Genomic DNA, 16,359 nt, shown 5'->3' with positions numbered 1-16,359 from the left:
ACTGAAGGAAATACATGTTTGTCGTGTACTGGCTGGAACAGACGTCATCGACAACGGCAACCGCTCGCTTCGAGCGGTTCGCCGACGATGACATGACGCAGGCGCTCGCATTCACCGAAACCCTGCGTAAGAAGCAGGCGGCCGGCGACGATGTGAGCTTCGTCACGCTGTGCAGCGAAAATCCGCGCTCGGTGGGCAAGGCGGGCGCCTCCGATCCGCCCGCCGATTACGCATGGAAAAAGCGCCGTCCGTGACCGCGGTTCGCCTTTCCTTCCGCATCGATCCAATTCCAATCGATGCGCGTTCATAGCAACGCTTCGCAACACTAACGCCTTCACGGGCAGCAAAACCGCGAAGCGCTGTCAAACATTCAGGATTCCAGAAACATTCATCTTCGCCCTCTGTCAGATCCCCGTTCTGCGCTGCCCGGCTTCGCTGGTTGTCCGGCACGCACGAACCGATGCCCAGACATCGTCGAACAACAAGAGGATGACCGAGATGACTCCAATCCAATCGACCTACCGCTGCGCGCGTGGGCCCGCGTTCGCGGGCCTTGCGCTGCTGCTGTCCATAAGCGGCTGCACGATGCTGCCGTGGCAGATGCCGCCTGAAGATCGCTCGCTTCAGCAGCCGCCGCAACAAACGCCCGCGCTCGCCTCGGCCAACCGGTCGGGCAAGCAGGCAACGGGCAGCGCGAACGTCATCGCCGACAAACCCTTGTCGGATGACTACTACCGGGTCAAGCCAGGTGACACGCTTTATCGGATCGCAACGAGCCACGGCCAGCGCAGCGAAGACATCGTCAAATGGAACAACCTGACGAACCCTGGCCATATCGGCGCGGGCGGCGTGCTGCGTGTCACGCCGCCCCCCGATACATCGAAGAGCAAAGAATCCCCGGCAGCGTCGGCGGAGACACAAGCGAACGCCAAAACGCCGGCGAAGCACGATGTGGACAACGTTACTCACAAAGACGACAAAACCGCCGACGCCGCCCGAAGCCACTTCGGCTGGCCTGCGCACGGCACATTGAGCGCGGTGTATGGGCAAGGCAAATCGAAGGGCATGGTGATCTCGGCCCGATCCGGCGATCCCGTCCGGGCAGCCGCGCCGGGCCGCGTGGTGTTCGCCGGCGACGGCGGCAAGCCCTACGGCAAGCTGATCGTCATCCGGCACGACGACATGCTCGTGACCGCCTACGGACACAACCGCAAACTGCTCGTGAAGGAAGGCGCGAACGTCAAACGCGGGGACGTGATCGCCGAAATGGCGGGAACGGAACACGGCGACGGCGCGATGCAGTTCGAAGTCCGCAAGGAAGGCAAACCCGTCGATCCCGCGCTCTATCTGCCGCGCGTCGGGACGTGACACATTCAATGAACCAGAAAAAAACCGCGAACGGCACGCTGCCATTCGCGGTTCACACCTCACCCAAGGTGCCCTTCGCCTTAGCTGATCGCGTTCGCTTCCAGCAGCGGATCGAGACGCCCTGCCGTTTCCAGCGCATTCAGATCATCGAAGCCGCCGACATGCGTCTCACCGATATAAATCTGCGGGACCGTGCGGCGTCCTGTGCGTTCCATCAGCGCGATCGCCGTGGCGCGGTCGTTCTGCACGTTGATTTCCTTGTACGACAGCCCCTTGCTCGTCAGCAGCGCTTTGGCGGCGTGGCAGTACGGACACGTCGGGGTCGTGTAGATCGTGATTGCGGACATGAGTTATCTCCGTGAACGTTGAGTTCGATTTCGAGCGCTGACAATTGCGACGCTTTGCTGGCCGTCGGCGACGGCATGACTCAACTGTAGGCGTGCATCGCACGACCGTTAATGTCGTCGCGGCTCACGAAGATGCTCGATCGGCTCACCGGCTCCTGTTACGCGCATCGCGGCGCGCCATGCGCTACGCTCGCATGAAGGCGCGATGCCTTGTACAGCAAGGGTTTGGCGGCGATCGTCAAGGCCGCGCCGGAGGGCGCAGCCGCGTCCTGCACGCTTTGTGGAATTCTCTATTGCTCGAGATCGGCAGCGGCCTCGTCGGCGCTTTCGGTCGCGGCCTGCGTATGACCGCCCGACGCGCGCCAGCGCGCGGGCGTTACGCCGATCTGCTTCTTGAACACGCGCTGGAACGCCGCTTCGGACTGATAGCCGACCGTTTCGCCAATATCGCCGACAGGTGTCGCCGATTCGAGCAGCATGCGGCCCGCGATCGTCATGCGAACTTCCGTCAGCACATCGGTTGCGGAGCGCCCGATTGCCTCCTGGAACTGCCGCACGAAGGTCGCGCGCGACATGTTGCAGAGCGCGGCGAACTGATCGAGCGTCCACGGCTTGCCGGGCGCTTCGAACATCGCTGAAACGGCCGCCTGCAGACGCGGACGGCCCGCCAGCGCGAGCAAGCCGTGCGGCGGCTGCGCGGCTTCGCTGGCGAAGCGCAGCGTCAACGCAAACAGCGCCGCCGACAGATGATTGACCAGCGTCTCGCTGCCGGGACATTCGTCAGTTGCCTCTTCGCGCATCAACTGGATCAGCCGCGCGAGCCGCGAACCGGCCACGCTTTGTGCCGCGTCGTCGGCTTCGGGCTGTGCCTCCGGCTCGCCGTTCCCCCTTGTCAGGGCGCCGCTGCGCACCACCAGCCGCGATGGCAGATGATCGCGCAGCAGCCGGTCCGGCACGGCGCCAAGCAGGAAGCGGCCGCACAGGATGTCCACCGTGGCGCCCGTGCCGCTGTTCTCCGAGACGGTCAGCATGATGTTGCGGCGCTGCGTGGCGGGCACGGGCTGCTCGCCGCTGCCGTCATGGATGCGGTGCGGACTGCCCGTCGGAAACACGATGATGTCGCCCGCCGTCAGATGCTCGGCCGGCCCGTTGCCGTCCTCGAGCACCGCTTTGCCCGACAGCAGCACGTGGTACGGAATCTCGCGCACGCCTGCGGGGCCTTCGTCGATCGCCCACGGCGCGCCGAAATGGCAGCGCACATCGACCCGCCCGCTCACGGGCATCAGCGACAAAAAGCGGCTCAGAAGGTCCATGTGCGTCTCCGTGCGAGCCGGGTATCGAGTCGGGGGTCAAGTCGAGCGTTGAGCCGATTAAGCATGTTTTTGAATCGTTCGAGGATTAGCAACGCGTGCACCGGACCGTACAGTAACACCGTGCAATGCACACTGATTCTACTGGACAGCAGCGGCGCGCGCGGCACAGCAGACTGACTCCGCCACCGCCCGTCCGAGCGAGGAACACCATGAAAACGCTTCATATCGATGTTGCAGTTATTGGCTCAGGCAGCGCAGGCTTGTCCGCCTTCCGCGCCGCAAAGACGGCGGGCGCGAGTGTCGTGCTGATCGAAGGCGGCGCGTATGGGACGACCTGTGCGCGCGTCGGCTGTATGCCGTCGAAGCTGCTGATCGCCGCCGCCGAAGCCGCCCATGCGGCGCGCAGCACGGCGCCGTTCGGCGTGCATGTGGATGGCACCGTACGGATCGACGGACGGGAAGTGATGGCGCGCGTCAAGGGTGAGCGCGACCGCTTCGTCGGCTTCGTGGTCGAATCGACGGAAAGCATTCCGGCTGAGGAACGGCTGCTCGGCTACGCGCAGTTCATCGACGACAACGTGTTGCAGGTTGGCGATCACACCCGCGTGCATGCAAAGCGGATCGTGATTGCAACGGGTTCCTCGCCGTATGTGCCCGCGATGTACCGGGCGCTCGGTGACCGCGCGATCGTCAACGACGACGTGTTCGCATGGGATGACCTGCCGCGCAAGGTGGCCGTGGTCGGCGCGGGCGTGATCGGACTGGAACTGGGCCAGGCGCTGGCGTGGCTCGGCGTCGACGTGACGATGCTGGGTGCGCGTGGGCGCGTGGGTCCGTTGAGCGATCCCGAGATCAAGGCGTATGCACAGAACGTGTTCAAGGATGTGTTTCACTTCGAACCGCATGCGCAGGTGGAAGCCGCGACTCGCGAAGGCGACAGCGTGCATCTGCGCTATCGGGACAGCGCGGGCGTGGTGCGCGAGGACACCTTCGACTATGTGCTCGTCACGGCCGGCCGCCGTCCGAACATGGACAAGCTCGCGCTGCACAACACATCCATCGAAGTCGACGCGCGTGGCGTGCCCGTGTTCGATCCTTTGACGCTGCAAGCTGGCAAGCACCCTGTGTTTATCGCGGGAGATGCGAATGATGTGCTGCCCTTGCTGCATGAGGCAGCCGATGAAGGCCGCGCGGCGGGCGAAAACGCAGCGCGGTATCCCGAAGTGAAGGCTCTGGTACGGCGCGCACCTATTTCAGTGGGGTTTTCCGACCCTGGCATCGCGATGGTCGGCGCGCGGCACGCAGATCTTCCGGAAGGGTCGTTCGCAACCGGCGCGGTGAATTTCGAGGATCAGGGGCGCAGCCGCGTGATGTGGCGCAACCGCGGGCTGATGCACGTGTATGTCGATCGCGCGACGCGGCGGTTCGTGGGCGCCGAGTGGATCGGGCCGGACGCCGAACACATCGCACACCTGCTTGCGTGGGCGCTGCAGATGGGTCTCACCGTCGATGCGATGCTCGCGATGCCTTTCTATCATCCCGTCGTGGAGGAAGGATTGCGGAGCGCATTGAGAGATGCAGTCGCGCAGTTGGCAGCGGCGTGAGCATGCGCGGTTTCGGGTCGTCAGACGAAAAAAAACGCGGCACGGGGGCCGCGTTCAAGCGTGTTGTCTGCTGCGTACAGACAGGATGAAACTCGCCTGAGTGTAAAGCATTGCGCGAAACGATAAACCCCGCAATACGAAATTAATTATCGTTGTTCCCGCAATATTCGCAAACACAACCCGATAACGACAAATCATCGCTTCGATACGCACTAATTTTCGGCTGCCAATAACAATCGGCTATCACGTGCCTGAAAAATCATTCATGCGGCAATACTGTTTGTATAAAGCCGCAATAATCTGTCGATAGCGTGTGGTGAATATCAGTAATGGCGTTTTTTGGCGTTTTTACATTTATTGCATGCGCCTTTAGTCTGTCGCTCATTCAACGCTTTACCACACGCAGGAGAAGATAAGAATGAAGCGCACCGCCCTCTCGATGATCTCACTGGCCGCACTCGCCACGGCCACCAGCGCCGCTCACGCGCAAAGCAGCGTCACACTGTATGGCACGATCGACACGGGGATCACCTACGTGCACAACGCATCGGGCAACAACAGCCTGTGGTCGCTCGGCAATACCAGCGCCGGCAATCTGTCGGGCACGCGCTGGGGCCTGAAAGGCAGCGAAGATCTCGGCGCAGGCATGAAGGCCATCTTCCAGCTCGAAAGCGGCTTCGATCCGAGCACCGGCAAGATGGGCCAGGGCGGCCGCCTGTTCGGCCGTCAGGCCTTCGTGGGCCTCACGCAGGATCAATACGGCTCCATCACGCTGGGCCGCCAATACGACCCGCTGATCGACCTCGTGCAGGGCATTACTGCCGACAATTACTTCGGCAGCGCCTTCGCCACGGCAGGCGACGTCGATAACTACGACAACAGCTTCCGCGTGAATAACGCCGTGAAGTACACGTCGCCGGTATTCGCGGGCCTGCAGTTCGAAGCGATGTACTCGTTCGGCGGCGTCGCGGGCAGCACGGGCTCCGAGCAGTCGTATTCGGGCGCCGTCGCGTACAACAACGGTCCGCTCGGCCTCGCGGCAGGCTACTACTACGCAGCCAACAGCCCGGCATCGGCAGGTCTTCGCACGACGTGGGACAGCACCTCCGACGGCACGCTCGACGGCCCCGTCAATCTCGGCTACCAGACGGCTCACTCGATCGGCATCGCACGCGTGGCGGGCCAGTACGTGCTCGGCTCCTTCACCTTCGGCCTCGGCTATAGCAACGCGCAGTACCGTCGCGACGAAAGCTCGGTGTTCGGTTCGAACGAACGCTACAACACGGGCCAGGGCTTCGTGAACTATCAGGTGAACACATCGACGCTGGTCGGTGTCGGCTACAGCTACACGCACTCGAATGGCGACACGTCGGCCACGTACCATCAGGTGTCGCTGGGCGCGGACTACAACCTGTCCAAGCGCACCGACGTCTACATGACGGCTGCGTATCAGCACGCAAGCGGCCAGACGCGCGACGCGAACACCAACACGATCACCGACGCGCAGGCATCGATCGGTTCGTACGGCTACGCGGGCACGAGCCATCAGGAGATGGTCAACCTCGGCATCCGTCACAAGTTCTAAAGCATGTGATGAGCAGGCGGCGCATCACGCGCCGCCACGATAATGGCTCAATCATTCTGTCGATAATGGATCTTTCTGAAGACCATTATCAGCCGTAGTCTCCGTTCGTGGGCATCGATGCCCGGCACTTACGGAGATCACGAATGCAAACGACAGTCTTTCTGGCAGGCGCCGCAGGCGCCATCGGCAGCACGCTGGTACCGCTGCTGGTCGATGCGGGTTACACCGTCTACGGCAGCACACGCCGCCGCGAGCGCGCTCAGCAGATTGCCGGCGCCGGCGCGACACCCGTGATCGTCGACGTGTTCGACGCGCGGGCGCTCACGGAGGCGCTGCAGCGCATCGAACCCGCCTGCGTGATCCATCAGTTGACCGATCTGCCCGCCGCACTCGATCCCGCGAAACTGCCGCAAGCCATCGCAGGCAATGCGAGGATCCGCGACGAAGGCACCCGCAACCTGATCGCGGCGGCGCGCGCGGCGGGTACGAAGCGGCTGGTCGCGCAAAGCATTGCGTGGGCCTATCGCGAAGGCGCACAACCGTACGACGAAACCATGCCGCTCGATACGGAAGCCGAAGGCAACCGGCGCGTCACCGTGCAAGGCGTGGTCTCGCTCGAAACGCAGGTGCTGACTGCGCCGCTGATCGGCACGGTGCTGCGCTACGGGCAGTTGTATGGCCCAGGCACGGGTGCCGATGCGGCAAAAGGCGCAAGCCCCGTCCACGTCGACGCCGCCGCGCAAGCCGTGCTGCTCGCATTGCGCCACGCACGGCCCGGCGTATTCAATATCGCCGACGACAATCCCGTCGTCTCGACTGACAAGGCGAAGCGCGAACTGGGCTTTTCTCCTGCATGGCGGCGCAGTGCGCTCAACGTAACGGGTAGTGCGCGATGAGTCCCGCTTACCGGTTCCGCACGGTCAGCGCGAACGCCCGGCATGCGCGCACAGCCGCCACGCTCGCCGTCCTCGCGCTCGCCCCGCTGGCGGCGCTGCCGACGCGCCCCACGCTGCAATGGCTCGATACCCTGTGCAGCGCGCCTTTGCTGAGCGACGCTTCATCGTCGCCGTCAGGCGTCGCAGTGCAGCGGCCTGCATCGTCGTCGCGCACGCTGTCATGCGAGCCGCTCGCCAATGCGCCCGGCAAGTCGGTGACAACAGCCGTGGTGGACTTTCCGCCGCGTGGGTTCACGGGCGCGCATCGGCATCCGGGCGCAGTCACGGCTTATGTGATCGCAGGCACGCTGCGCTCGAGTCTGGACGGCGGTCCGGCTATCGACTATCACAGCGGCCAGACATGGTTCGAGCCGCCCGGCACCCTGCACGATTTCGTCGAGAATGCGGACCCCACCCAGCCCGCGAAACTGCTAGCCGTATTCGTCACCGATTCGAATTGCGGCCCACTCGTGCTGCCGCCGTGAGCCGCTAGCTTCAGGTTCGATAGAGCATCTTTTGCAGCACGCGCGCCAGCGTGCGCGCGCCCGCGTCGATCTCGTCGACATCGACGCTCGCAAAGCCCAGCACCAGCCCGGCGGGCGCCGCGCGCTGGACCGCGTAGGACGACAGCGCGCGCGTTTCGATGCCGGCTTCGGCGGCGAGCCGCGCGGCCAGCGCGTCATCCGTGCCGGCGGGCAGAAACGCGGGCGCATCCAGTCCCGCGACGATGGGCGGCAGCGCGAGCAGGCCCGTCCAATGGCGGCGAGCCGCTTCAGCGAGCGCTTCGGCACGCTCGCCATACAGTTCGCGCATGCGCCGCACGTGGCGGCCCGCGTGGCCCTCCGCCATGAACGCATGCAGCGTCGCCTGCTGAGCGAGCGGCACATGCCGCCCCGTCAGCGACCACGCCGCCACGAACGGATCGACGAGACGCTCGGGCAGCACGGCATACGCGATGCGCAGCGCGGGAAACAGCAGCTTGCTGAACGTGCCGCAATAGATCACGTGCCCTGCATCGTCGAGGCTCTTTAGCGCGGCGAGCGGGCGGCCCTCGAAACGATATTCGCTGTCGTAGTCATCTTCGATCACCAGCGCGCCAGCTGTATGCGCCCAATCGAGCAGCGCGAGCCGCCGCTCCAGCGATAGCGCGGGACCGAGCGGCGCCTGCCGCCCAGCCGTGACATAAGCGAGCCGCGCCTCAGGCGCGAGCGCGCGGCCCGCGGCCACGTCTATCCCGTTGGTATCGACGGGCACGGCGGCGATGCGTGCACCCGCCGCTTCGAGCACGAGCCGCGCGCCTGGGTAACCGGGGTCTTCCAGCCACGCCGTGTCGCCGGGATCGAGCCAGAGACGCGCCGCCAGATCGGTCACCTGCTGCGCGCTGCCGACAATCGCAACGTGGTCCGACGTGCACGCAATCCCGCGCGTGACACGCACATGATCGGCGATTGCCTCACGCAGCGGCCGATACCCTTGCGCTTCGCCATCGGCGAGTATCGAGCGATTCGACAGCCGCGAGCGGCGTGCCGCGACGCGCGCCCACAACGCAAACGGAAACGACTCCAAATCGGGCTGGCTCGGCCGGAACGCGCGCGACGGAAACGAACGCCCGTCGACGGCAAACGCGCTGCGCGCCAGCCGCCGCCCGCGCGCGGACAGGCCAATGCCATCATTGCCGCGCCCGCCCGCCTGTCTGCGCGCACGCGGCGCGGCCGCGGCGGCAGTGGCCGTGGCAACGGGCGCGGATTCGAAACGTCCATCGGGCAACTCGCTCGCCACGAAGCTGCCCCGTCCGACCGCGCCCGACAGATACCCTTCCGCCGCGAGTTGCGCGAACACACCGAGCACTGTGCCGCGTGATACGCCGTGACGCACGGCAAGCTCGCGCGTGGCGGGCAGACGCGCGCCCGGCCCCAGCCGTCCGTCGAGAATGGCTGCGCGCAGTTCGCCATAAAGCCAGCGCTGCAGCGGCATGCCTTGTGGACGAACATTCAATGCAAGGTCGATTCCGCTCGCGCGGCGCATGCCGTCATCCTTATAAATGGTTCACTCATTTGCAACCTGATCCACAATCCGACCAGGCCAATCTGAGGATTATGCGCGCCTTACCATTCCCCTGCCGCGAGACGCGGCGGCCCGATCCAGTTGATACACTGAATTGACACGCCGACGCGCACGCACACGGCACCGCCTGCGCCGTCCGTTTCTGTGTCCAGGTCTGCGTCTTGCTTACAATGGCTGCCCCTGTCTCGAATGGCACGCCGTCACGGCACACGAGGTCATGAAACTTCCGCTTCCCCCGCACCGCCCGTCCCCCAACCGCGTGTACCCGCCGGGTACACCGGGGCTGCACGGCCTGACCTCCGTGATTACCTTCGTGGTGGTCGTGAGCGGGCTGTACTTTGCGCGTGAAGTGCTGATCCCGATTACGCTCGCCGTGCTGCTGAGCTTTCTGCTCGCGCCGCTCGTCGGCCTGTTGCGCCGGCTGCACTTCGGCCAGTTGCCGACGATTTTTGTGGCCGTGCTCAGCGCCGTCGTCACGCTGCTCGCTGTCAGCACGCTAATCGGCGCACAGGTCGCGCAACTGGCCGGCTCGCTGCCGCAATACCAGGCGGCCGTCGAGCGCAAGGTCGAGACCGTGCAGGAGAAAACCGTCGGACGCGCCGATGCGCTGCTGTCGCGTGCCGCCACTGCGCTGGCGCGCGTCGCGCCCGAGCGCCCGCCCGCCCCGCACGAAGCCGGCCGCTCGCAGAAACCGACCGCCGCCGCGCCCTTGCCTGTCGAAGTGCACGAACCGATTCCTTCGCCGCTGGAACTGGCGCAGCGCGTGTTTTCTCCCGTCGTCGGGCCGCTCGAGACGATGTTCATCGTGCTGGTCGTGACCATCTTCATCCTGCTGCAGCGCGAAGACCTGCGCGACCGCCTGATCCGTCTGTTCGGCGCGCGCGACCTGCACCGCACCACTACCGCCATCAACGATGCCGCGAGCCGCCTGTCGCGCTACTTCGTCGCGCAACTCGGCGTGAACCTCGGCGCGGGCGCGACCATCGCGATCGGCCTCGCGATCATCGGCGTGCCGGGCGCGTTGCTGTTCGGCGTGCTGACCGCGCTGCTGCGCTTCGTGCCCTACATCGGCACGTGGATCGCCGGGCTGCTGGCCGTGATTCTTGCCGCCGCCATCCAGCCGCAGTGGACCATGGCCGTGTGGACGATCGTGCTGTTCGTGAGCATGGATGTCATCGCGGGTCAGGTGGTCGAGCCGCTGCTGTACGGACATAGTTCGGGACTGTCGCCGCTCGCCGTGGTCGTGGCGGCGATTTTCTGGAGCTGGCTGTGGGGGCCGATCGGCCTCGTGCTGTCGACGCCGCTCACGCTGTGCCTCGTCACGCTCGGCCGTTACGCGGAGCGCCTGAAATTCCTGACCGTGCTGCTAGGCGATCAGCCCGCGCTCACGCCCGCGCAGAACTTCTATCAGCGCCTGCTCGCCGACGATCCGCACGAGGCCATCGTGCAGGCCGACCGGTTCCTGCGGGACATGCCCCTCACGCGCTATTACGACGACGTGGCGCGCGAAGGCTTGCGGCTCGCGCGCAACGACACGCTGCGCGGCGTGTTCGCGCCCGAACAGCTCGCCCGCATGAACGAGACCTTGCTCGATATCGTCGAAAACCTGGAGCAGTTCGAAGGCTTGCCGGAAGACAAGCCCGACGCCAGTGCCGGCGATGCGCCGCCCACCATATTGGCCGACGACGCCGCGCGGCAGCATGTGATCTGCGTGGCGGGACGCGGCGCGTTCGATGAAGTGACGACGGCCATCGCCGTGCAACTGCTCACGCGGCGCGGCTTCACGCCCGTCACGACCAGCTACACGCAACTGCGCCGCGGCCATGCCGAGACACTCGACATCGACGGTACGGCCATCGTGTGCGTGGTGACGCTCGATGCGCCTGAAGCACCGCCCTATCTGCGCAACCTGTTGCGCCGCATTCGCGAACGCGCGCCGGGCGCGCAACTGATCGTCGGCATTGGCGGGCAGTCCGAACGCGTCGATGAAGTCGGCGCGTTGAGCGGCACGCACAACGCCAATACGTTCAGCGATCTCGTCAGCCAGTGCGTCCAGGCGGCTTGCGCGACAGCCGCGCCTGTCGTCGAAAAGACCCCTCGCAGCATCGGCGCCTGAATCCAAGACCTGGAATGAGCAATGCCTCCCACAGGCGAATGCACCAGGCACTTCATACGTTCGCGCGGCGCGCTCGCGATGTCGCGTCGTTTGTCTGCACAAGCATGCGGCAAAGCCCGCACGCGGTGATAAGCTGAGTGAAAGCACACGTCATGCAGTCTGCAAGCTGACGTGCGCTTTTTCCCATCGCCGCCGGGAGGCACATGTCAGCGACCGCCCCGAAGTGCAGGCAGCAGATCCGGCTGTGCACCGCACACGACGGCGCGCGCATCGCCTACGCAACGTGCGGCAGCGGCACGCCCATCGTCAAGGCCGCGAACTGGCTGAGCCATCTGGAATTCGATCTCGCCAGCCCGGTGTGGAGCCACATGATCGAGGAGACGTGCCGCGAACATACGCTGATCCGCTACGATCAGCGTGGCTGCGGCCTGTCCGATCACGACGTTGCCGATATTTCATTCGACGCCTGGAAACAGGATCTCATCGCCGTGATCAATGCGAGCGGTGTCGACCGCTTTGCGCTGCTGGGCATCTCGCAAGGTGCGTCGATTGCGATCAGCTATGCCGTGGCGTTTCCGGAGCGCGTCTCGCATCTGATCCTGCACGGCGGCTACGCACGCGGACGGCTGGTGCGCTCGCGCACCGACCAGGCACGCGACGAAGCCGAGACACTCGCAAGGCTGGCTGAAATCGGTTGGGGCCAGCACAACCCCGCATTCCGCCAGTTCTTCACCACGCAGTTCATTCCGGGCGGCACACCCGAGCAGCACCACTGGTTCAACGAGCTCGAACGCATTTCAACCACGCCACCGAACGCCGCGCGCATCATGCGCGTGTTCAACAGCATCGACGTGGTCGATCTGCTGCCGCATGTGCAATGTCCGACGCTCGTGCTGCATGCCGTGCGCGACGCGCGTGTGCCGTTCGAGGAAAGCCGGCTGCTGGCGAGCCTGATTCCGAATGCACGCTTCGTGCCGCTCGAAAGCGACAATCATCTGACGCTGGAATCCGAGAGCGCATGGCAGCGCTGGCGCGATGAAGTGCGTGCCTTCCTGCCAGCAGGTCCGCACGCCGACTCCGTGTTCTCGACCTTGACGCGCCGCGAGCGCGAGATCGTCGAACTGATCGCGGGTGGCCGGGACAATGCGCAGATTGCGGCGCGGCTCGGTCTGTCGGAAAAGACCGTGCGCAATCACATCACGAATATCTTTGCGAAGCTCGAAGTGGAAAGCCGCGCGCAGGCCATCGTGATGGCGCGCAAGGCCGGCTTCGACGCGCCCGCCGCCTGACATTCCCGCGTTTTTACGCATGCCGGGGCGCATGTCCCGGTTTTTCCCGGTTTGCCGCCGTGCTCACGGCACACACCGGGACTGGCGTCTCATGCCTGCTCGCACGCCGCTGCCGACAATAGCCTCAGCGTTTCGCCACGGCGCCCCACCTGCCGCAGCGTTGCGCTTTGAGTCAGCGCCGTCTCTCTTCGTTCTTCTTACGGCGCTACCCCACTGCCCTTATGCCGTCAGGAGTTCACAGATGCAAGCTGTAGAGTATCAACTGCCTTCCCATCGCTACGCGAAATGTGTCGAAGTGTCCAAGCGGATCCGCTGGGATATCGACAATGACGTGATTCGCGGACGCACACTCGATATCGATCAGAAGTTCCTGCCGGATGGTCTGTCGCAGGTGTATCGCCTGCCGTTTCTCACGGCCGACGAAAAGCGTTTCTATTCGCAGGTGCAAGGCCGCACCTACGCGAACATGTTCAAGCTGGTCGAGCGCTTTATCGGCGCGAAGATGCTTGAGCTGGGACGCGATCATGCCCTTGGCGACCAGATCGCGCTCGAAGCTGTCGTGCGTCTCACGGATGAAGAACTGAAGCACCAGGAGCTGTTCCGCCGCATCGAGTTGCTCGCGGGCGCCGATATGCCGGCGGGCTACCGCTTCCTGCCCGACGCCGACGATATCGCTGTCTTCGTGCTCGGCAAATCGACGTGGGCGATTCTCGCGCTGACGTGCTTCATCGAAATCTTCTCGCAGGTACATTACCGCCAAAGCATCGAAGCCGACGACACGCTCTCGCCGCTGTTCAAGGACGTGTTCATGTATCACTGGAAGGAAGAATCGCAGCACGCGATCATCGATGAACTCGAATGGATGCGCGAGGACGCGAAGCTCGGCAAGCACGAACGCGACGCCGCCGTCGACGATCTGATCGCGCTGGTGGCGGGTGTCGATGGCGTGGTGCAGATGCAGGCGAAGCAGGACGCCGGATACTTCTGCGAGCATATCGCTCGCACGCTGCAGCACGAGGAAATCGCCGATGTGCACGCGGCGATGCTCGACGCTTACCGCTGGCAATACATCGTATCCGGTGTCGAAGAGCCGCGTTTCCGGTCGCTGCTTACCAGCGTGATCGACGACGCACAGAGCCAGCATATTTTCGCTGCGCTCACGCCGCTCATGAAGCCGACGCTGGACAGGCAGACCTTGCCGCTGGTGTAGGCGCGTATCGGCTGCAACACGCGTGAGATGCAAACGGCGGGCGCTGTATAGGCGCCCGCCGTTTTTTCATGCGGCGGCGCCTTGCGCCATCGCATCGATTTGCCCATTCCGGCCGATATGCGACACTACGCACGCACGTAGCAAGCACGTATCAAGCAGCGTCTGCCACCGAGGGCATATGAAGGTTCCGTACCGATACCTGTCTGCGATGGTCGTCAATATCGCGCTGCCGTGGCTCGCGTACCGGCTCGCACTGCCGGTATGGGGCACGACGGGCGCGCTTGCCGCGTCGGCTGCGCCACTGATCGCGTGGATCGCGTGGGATCTGTATCACTCGCAGCACTTCGACGCAATGAGTGCGATCGTGCTGGCGGGGATCGTGCCACTGCTGGCATGGGCGCTGATCGATCGTAGCGAGCATCGGCGTGCGCTGGAAGATCCGATGGTGGCGGGCGTGATCGGTATTACGTTTTTGCTGTCGCTGCTGTTGCGCAGGCCGATGGTCTACTATCTCGCGCGTTCGACGGCTTCGCGCACGTCTCGCGATAACCTCGACGATTTCGAGCGCCACTACCGCGAGCAGCCCACTCTCGTTGCGACGATCCGGTGGATGACGATGGTCTGGGGCATCGGCCTGACGGCAGAAAACCTCGCGCGCTACTGGGTCGTGTCCAACCTGAGCGACGCAGAACTGGCGGTACGTATTTCCACTGCGTTGCGCTGGGGCGTGTATGGATCGCTCTCGCTCTGGACGCTGTGGATGCGCCGCCGTCTCAAACGCATTGCCGCTGAAAAAAGCATGGAGTCTGCATGACAAAACCGCTGTTGATCACCGACGCCCGTCTGCCAGACGGCACACGCGTGAATGTGTCTATCGTCGATGGCCGTATCGAGGCGATCGGTCCCGATGTGCAGGCCGGGCAGGACGCGACGCGCGAGCACGCCGACGGCGCGTTGCTGTTGCCTGGCTTCGTCGAAGGCCACACGCATCTCGACAAGACGATGTGGGGCATGCGCTGGTATCGCAACGAGGTTGGACCGAAGCTGACCGACCGCATCGAAAACGAGCGCCGCTTCCGCGCGGAAAGCGGACACGATGCGGCGGCTGCATCTCTCGCTCTATCGCGTGCTTTCCTGCAGATGGGTACGACGCGGTTGCGCACGCACGTCGATATCGACACCAGTGCGGGGCTGAAGCATCTCGAAGGCGTGCAGACCACGCGCGATGCGTTGCGCGACGTGCTCGACATGCAGATTGTCGCGTTTCCGCAATCGGGCATGCTGACGCGCGCGGGCACGGTGACGCTGCTCGACGACGCGTTGCGCGCGGGCGCCGACGTGCTTGGTGCGCTGGATCCGGCGCTGATCGACGGCGATCCTGTGGCGTCGCTCAATGCAACCTTCGATCTTGCGTCGCGGCATCAGAAACCCATCGATATTCATCTGCACGAGCCTGCCGAGATTGGCGCATTCACGATGAAGTTGCTGCTCGACCGTGTCGAGGCGCTTGGCATGCAGGGTCGCGTTGTGATCAGCCATGCATTTTGTCTGGGTGCGCTTGCGGCGCGCGAACGTGATGTACTGCTTGAGCGTCTTGCCGTGCTGGATGTCGCGCTGTGCACGACGGGTCCGGCTTCTGTGCCTGTGCCGCCGTTTGCTGCGTGTATCGACAAGGGTGTGACGCTGTTCGGCGGCAATGACGGTATCCGCGATACGTGGAATCCGTTCGGGTCGCCGGATATGTTGGAGCGGGCGATGTTCATCGCGATGCGGTATGACTTGCGGCGCGATGATGCCATTGCTGGTGCGTTTGATCTCGTGAGTGGTGCTGCGGCGCGTGGGTGTGGGTTTGCGGATTATGGGCTTTTTGCTGGGGCGCGCGCGGATCTCGTGCTGGTTGAGGCTGAGAGTGTCGCGCATGCGGTTGCTGTGAGGCCTGCTCGGAAGCTTGTGGTTTCGAAGGGGCGCGTTGTTGCGCGGGATGGTTTTTTTGTGTTGGTGTTGGGTTGAGTTGTTTGGCTGTTTGGCTGGTGGGGGCGTCCGCTTTTTGTTAGTGGTTTGCTAGCGTTGCCCCTGTGCGGGGCGGCACTTACTTTCTTTGCCGCCGCAAAGAAAGTAAGCAAAGAAAGCGGGCTAACACCGCCAATGCTAGTTGTTGCCTGCGGGCCCCCAACCGGTCCTATACCTCACACGACATCTCCCTTCTTCATGCTCGTTGCTCACGCTTCGAATATGCGCCTACCCCGCTTCAATCACCCGTAGTGCATCAAGCGGCAGCGACCCGCATTTGCCACCTGGGCGGCCTGGGCCGAACTGGTAAGGCCCGCTAGACGCGGGTGCTTGAAGCGGGTGATGCGCCCTTAAAGAGCGCTGGCAACGGGCATCAGCAGGAAGGATGCCATGTGAAGGATAGGACCGGCTGGGGACCCGCAGGCAAGGACCGGAGTGGGTGGTGTTAGCGGCTTTCTTTTGCCTACTTTTCTTTGCCGCGGCAAAGAAAAGTAGGTGCCGCCCCGCACAGGGGCAAC

Annotated in this window: 14 protein-coding genes; 11 read left to right on the top strand and 3 right to left on the bottom strand. The window is 64.1% G+C overall.

What is annotated here, in order from left to right; translation table 11 throughout:
• The first annotated feature begins 14 nt into the window (after positions 1-14).
• Together DK391_RS24190 and DK391_RS24185 are read left to right on the top strand one after the other, a co-directional pair.
• A complete protein-coding gene (locus DK391_RS24190) occupies positions 15-254 on the top strand; it encodes a hypothetical protein (protein ID WP_109480525.1) in 240 nt (79 codons plus the stop codon).
• Between the two features lie 244 nt (positions 255-498).
• The gene (locus tag DK391_RS24185; RefSeq protein ID WP_109480570.1) at positions 499-1,368 is read left to right on the top strand and encodes a M23 family metallopeptidase; all 870 of its coding nucleotides are present in this window, start codon (positions 499-501) and stop codon (positions 1,366-1,368) included.
• Between the two features lie 80 nt (positions 1,369-1,448).
• On the opposite strand, the gene grxC is transcribed toward DK391_RS24185, so the two are convergent.
• Complete coding sequence (gene grxC, locus DK391_RS24180; protein WP_109480524.1) at positions 1,449-1,715, bottom strand: glutaredoxin 3; 267 nt, start codon at positions 1,713-1,715, stop codon at positions 1,449-1,451.
• A gap of 290 nt (positions 1,716-2,005) precedes the next feature.
• Positions 2,006-3,028 (bottom strand): AraC family transcriptional regulator, encoded by a 1,023-nt coding sequence (locus DK391_RS24175; RefSeq protein ID WP_109480523.1) that lies wholly within the window; start codon positions 3,026-3,028, stop codon positions 2,006-2,008.
• Positions 3,029-3,237: 209 nt separating this feature from the next.
• Between DK391_RS24175 and DK391_RS24170 the strand changes: the two genes are divergently transcribed.
• The 4 genes from DK391_RS24170 to DK391_RS24155 all read left to right on the top strand — a co-directional run bounded on the left by DK391_RS24170 (position 3,238) and on the right by DK391_RS24155 (position 7,637).
• On the top strand, positions 3,238-4,632 hold the full coding sequence (locus DK391_RS24170; RefSeq protein ID WP_109480522.1) for a dihydrolipoyl dehydrogenase: 1,395 nt from the start codon (positions 3,238-3,240) through the stop codon (positions 4,630-4,632).
• 418 nt (positions 4,633-5,050) lie between these two features.
• The gene (locus DK391_RS24165; RefSeq protein ID WP_109480521.1) at positions 5,051-6,217 is read left to right on the top strand and encodes a porin; all 1,167 of its coding nucleotides are present in this window, start codon (positions 5,051-5,053) and stop codon (positions 6,215-6,217) included.
• Between the two features lie 143 nt (positions 6,218-6,360).
• Positions 6,361-7,113 carry an NAD(P)-dependent oxidoreductase gene (locus DK391_RS24160; RefSeq protein ID WP_109480520.1) on the top strand — a complete coding sequence of 251 codons (753 nt, stop codon included), beginning with the start codon at positions 6,361-6,363 and terminating at the stop codon, positions 7,111-7,113.
• Positions 7,110-7,637, top strand: a complete 528-nt coding sequence (locus DK391_RS24155; protein WP_109480519.1) for a cupin domain-containing protein — start codon at positions 7,110-7,112, stop codon at positions 7,635-7,637. Before DK391_RS24160 ends, DK391_RS24155 begins: the two co-directional genes overlap by 4 nt.
• A gap of 10 nt (positions 7,638-7,647) precedes the next feature.
• Here the strand turns inward: DK391_RS24155 and DK391_RS24150 are convergent, their stop codons facing one another.
• Positions 7,648-9,177 (bottom strand): PLP-dependent aminotransferase family protein, encoded by a 1,530-nt coding sequence (locus DK391_RS24150; RefSeq protein ID WP_109480518.1) that lies wholly within the window; start codon positions 9,175-9,177, stop codon positions 7,648-7,650.
• A gap of 256 nt (positions 9,178-9,433) precedes the next feature.
• Between DK391_RS24150 and DK391_RS24145 the strand changes: the two genes are divergently transcribed.
• The 5 genes from DK391_RS24145 to DK391_RS24125 all read left to right on the top strand — a co-directional run bounded on the left by DK391_RS24145 (position 9,434) and on the right by DK391_RS24125 (position 15,841).
• Positions 9,434-11,332, top strand: a complete 1,899-nt coding sequence (locus DK391_RS24145) for an AI-2E family transporter (protein WP_109480517.1) — start codon at positions 9,434-9,436, stop codon at positions 11,330-11,332.
• A 203-nt stretch (positions 11,333-11,535) separates the two neighbouring features.
• A complete protein-coding gene (locus tag DK391_RS45615) occupies positions 11,536-12,621 on the top strand; it encodes an alpha/beta fold hydrolase (protein WP_109480516.1) in 1,086 nt (361 codons plus the stop codon).
• Positions 12,622-12,862: 241 nt separating this feature from the next.
• The gene (locus DK391_RS24135) at positions 12,863-13,831 is read left to right on the top strand and encodes a hypothetical protein (protein ID WP_109480515.1); all 969 of its coding nucleotides are present in this window, start codon (positions 12,863-12,865) and stop codon (positions 13,829-13,831) included.
• A gap of 178 nt (positions 13,832-14,009) precedes the next feature.
• A complete protein-coding gene (locus tag DK391_RS24130) occupies positions 14,010-14,645 on the top strand; it encodes a VC0807 family protein (RefSeq protein ID WP_109480514.1) in 636 nt (211 codons plus the stop codon).
• Complete coding sequence (locus tag DK391_RS24125) at positions 14,642-15,841, top strand: amidohydrolase family protein (protein ID WP_109480513.1); 1,200 nt, start codon at positions 14,642-14,644, stop codon at positions 15,839-15,841. Before DK391_RS24130 ends, DK391_RS24125 begins: the two co-directional genes overlap by 4 nt.
• The last annotated feature ends 518 nt before the right edge of the window (positions 15,842-16,359 follow it).

Source organism: Paraburkholderia sp. C35, from assembly GCF_003121405.1.
In the GTDB taxonomy this organism is placed as follows: Bacteria; Pseudomonadota; Gammaproteobacteria; order Burkholderiales; family Burkholderiaceae; genus Paraburkholderia.
The sequence above is the reverse complement of the archived record's forward strand: the minus strand, read 5'-3'. Positions and strand labels throughout refer to the sequence as shown.

What these genes read in the sequence shown, in the direction of transcription:
- DK391_RS24190 (WP_109480525.1), top strand. Translation starts at nt 15, where the DNA reads ATGTTTGTCGTGTACTGGCTGGAACAGACGTCATCGACAACGGCAACC.
- DK391_RS24185 (WP_109480570.1), top strand. Translation starts at nt 499, where the DNA reads ATGACTCCAATCCAATCGACCTACCGCTGCGCGCGTGGGCCCGCGTTC.
- grxC (WP_109480524.1), bottom strand. Translation starts at nt 1,715, where the DNA reads ATGTCCGCAATCACGATCTACACGACCCCGACGTGTCCGTACTGCCAC.
- DK391_RS24175 (WP_109480523.1), bottom strand. Translation starts at nt 3,028, where the DNA reads ATGGACCTTCTGAGCCGCTTTTTGTCGCTGATGCCCGTGAGCGGGCGG.
- DK391_RS24170 (WP_109480522.1), top strand. Translation starts at nt 3,238, where the DNA reads ATGAAAACGCTTCATATCGATGTTGCAGTTATTGGCTCAGGCAGCGCA.
- DK391_RS24165 (WP_109480521.1), top strand. Translation starts at nt 5,051, where the DNA reads ATGAAGCGCACCGCCCTCTCGATGATCTCACTGGCCGCACTCGCCACG.
- DK391_RS24160 (WP_109480520.1), top strand. Translation starts at nt 6,361, where the DNA reads ATGCAAACGACAGTCTTTCTGGCAGGCGCCGCAGGCGCCATCGGCAGC.
- DK391_RS24155 (WP_109480519.1), top strand. Translation starts at nt 7,110, where the DNA reads ATGAGTCCCGCTTACCGGTTCCGCACGGTCAGCGCGAACGCCCGGCAT.
- DK391_RS24150 (WP_109480518.1), bottom strand. Translation starts at nt 9,177, where the DNA reads ATGCGCCGCGCGAGCGGAATCGACCTTGCATTGAATGTTCGTCCACAA.
- DK391_RS24145 (WP_109480517.1), top strand. Translation starts at nt 9,434, where the DNA reads ATGAAACTTCCGCTTCCCCCGCACCGCCCGTCCCCCAACCGCGTGTAC.
- DK391_RS45615 (WP_109480516.1), top strand. Translation starts at nt 11,536, where the DNA reads ATGTCAGCGACCGCCCCGAAGTGCAGGCAGCAGATCCGGCTGTGCACC.
- DK391_RS24135 (WP_109480515.1), top strand. Translation starts at nt 12,863, where the DNA reads ATGCAAGCTGTAGAGTATCAACTGCCTTCCCATCGCTACGCGAAATGT.
- DK391_RS24130 (WP_109480514.1), top strand. Translation starts at nt 14,010, where the DNA reads ATGAAGGTTCCGTACCGATACCTGTCTGCGATGGTCGTCAATATCGCG.
- DK391_RS24125 (WP_109480513.1), top strand. Translation starts at nt 14,642, where the DNA reads ATGACAAAACCGCTGTTGATCACCGACGCCCGTCTGCCAGACGGCACA.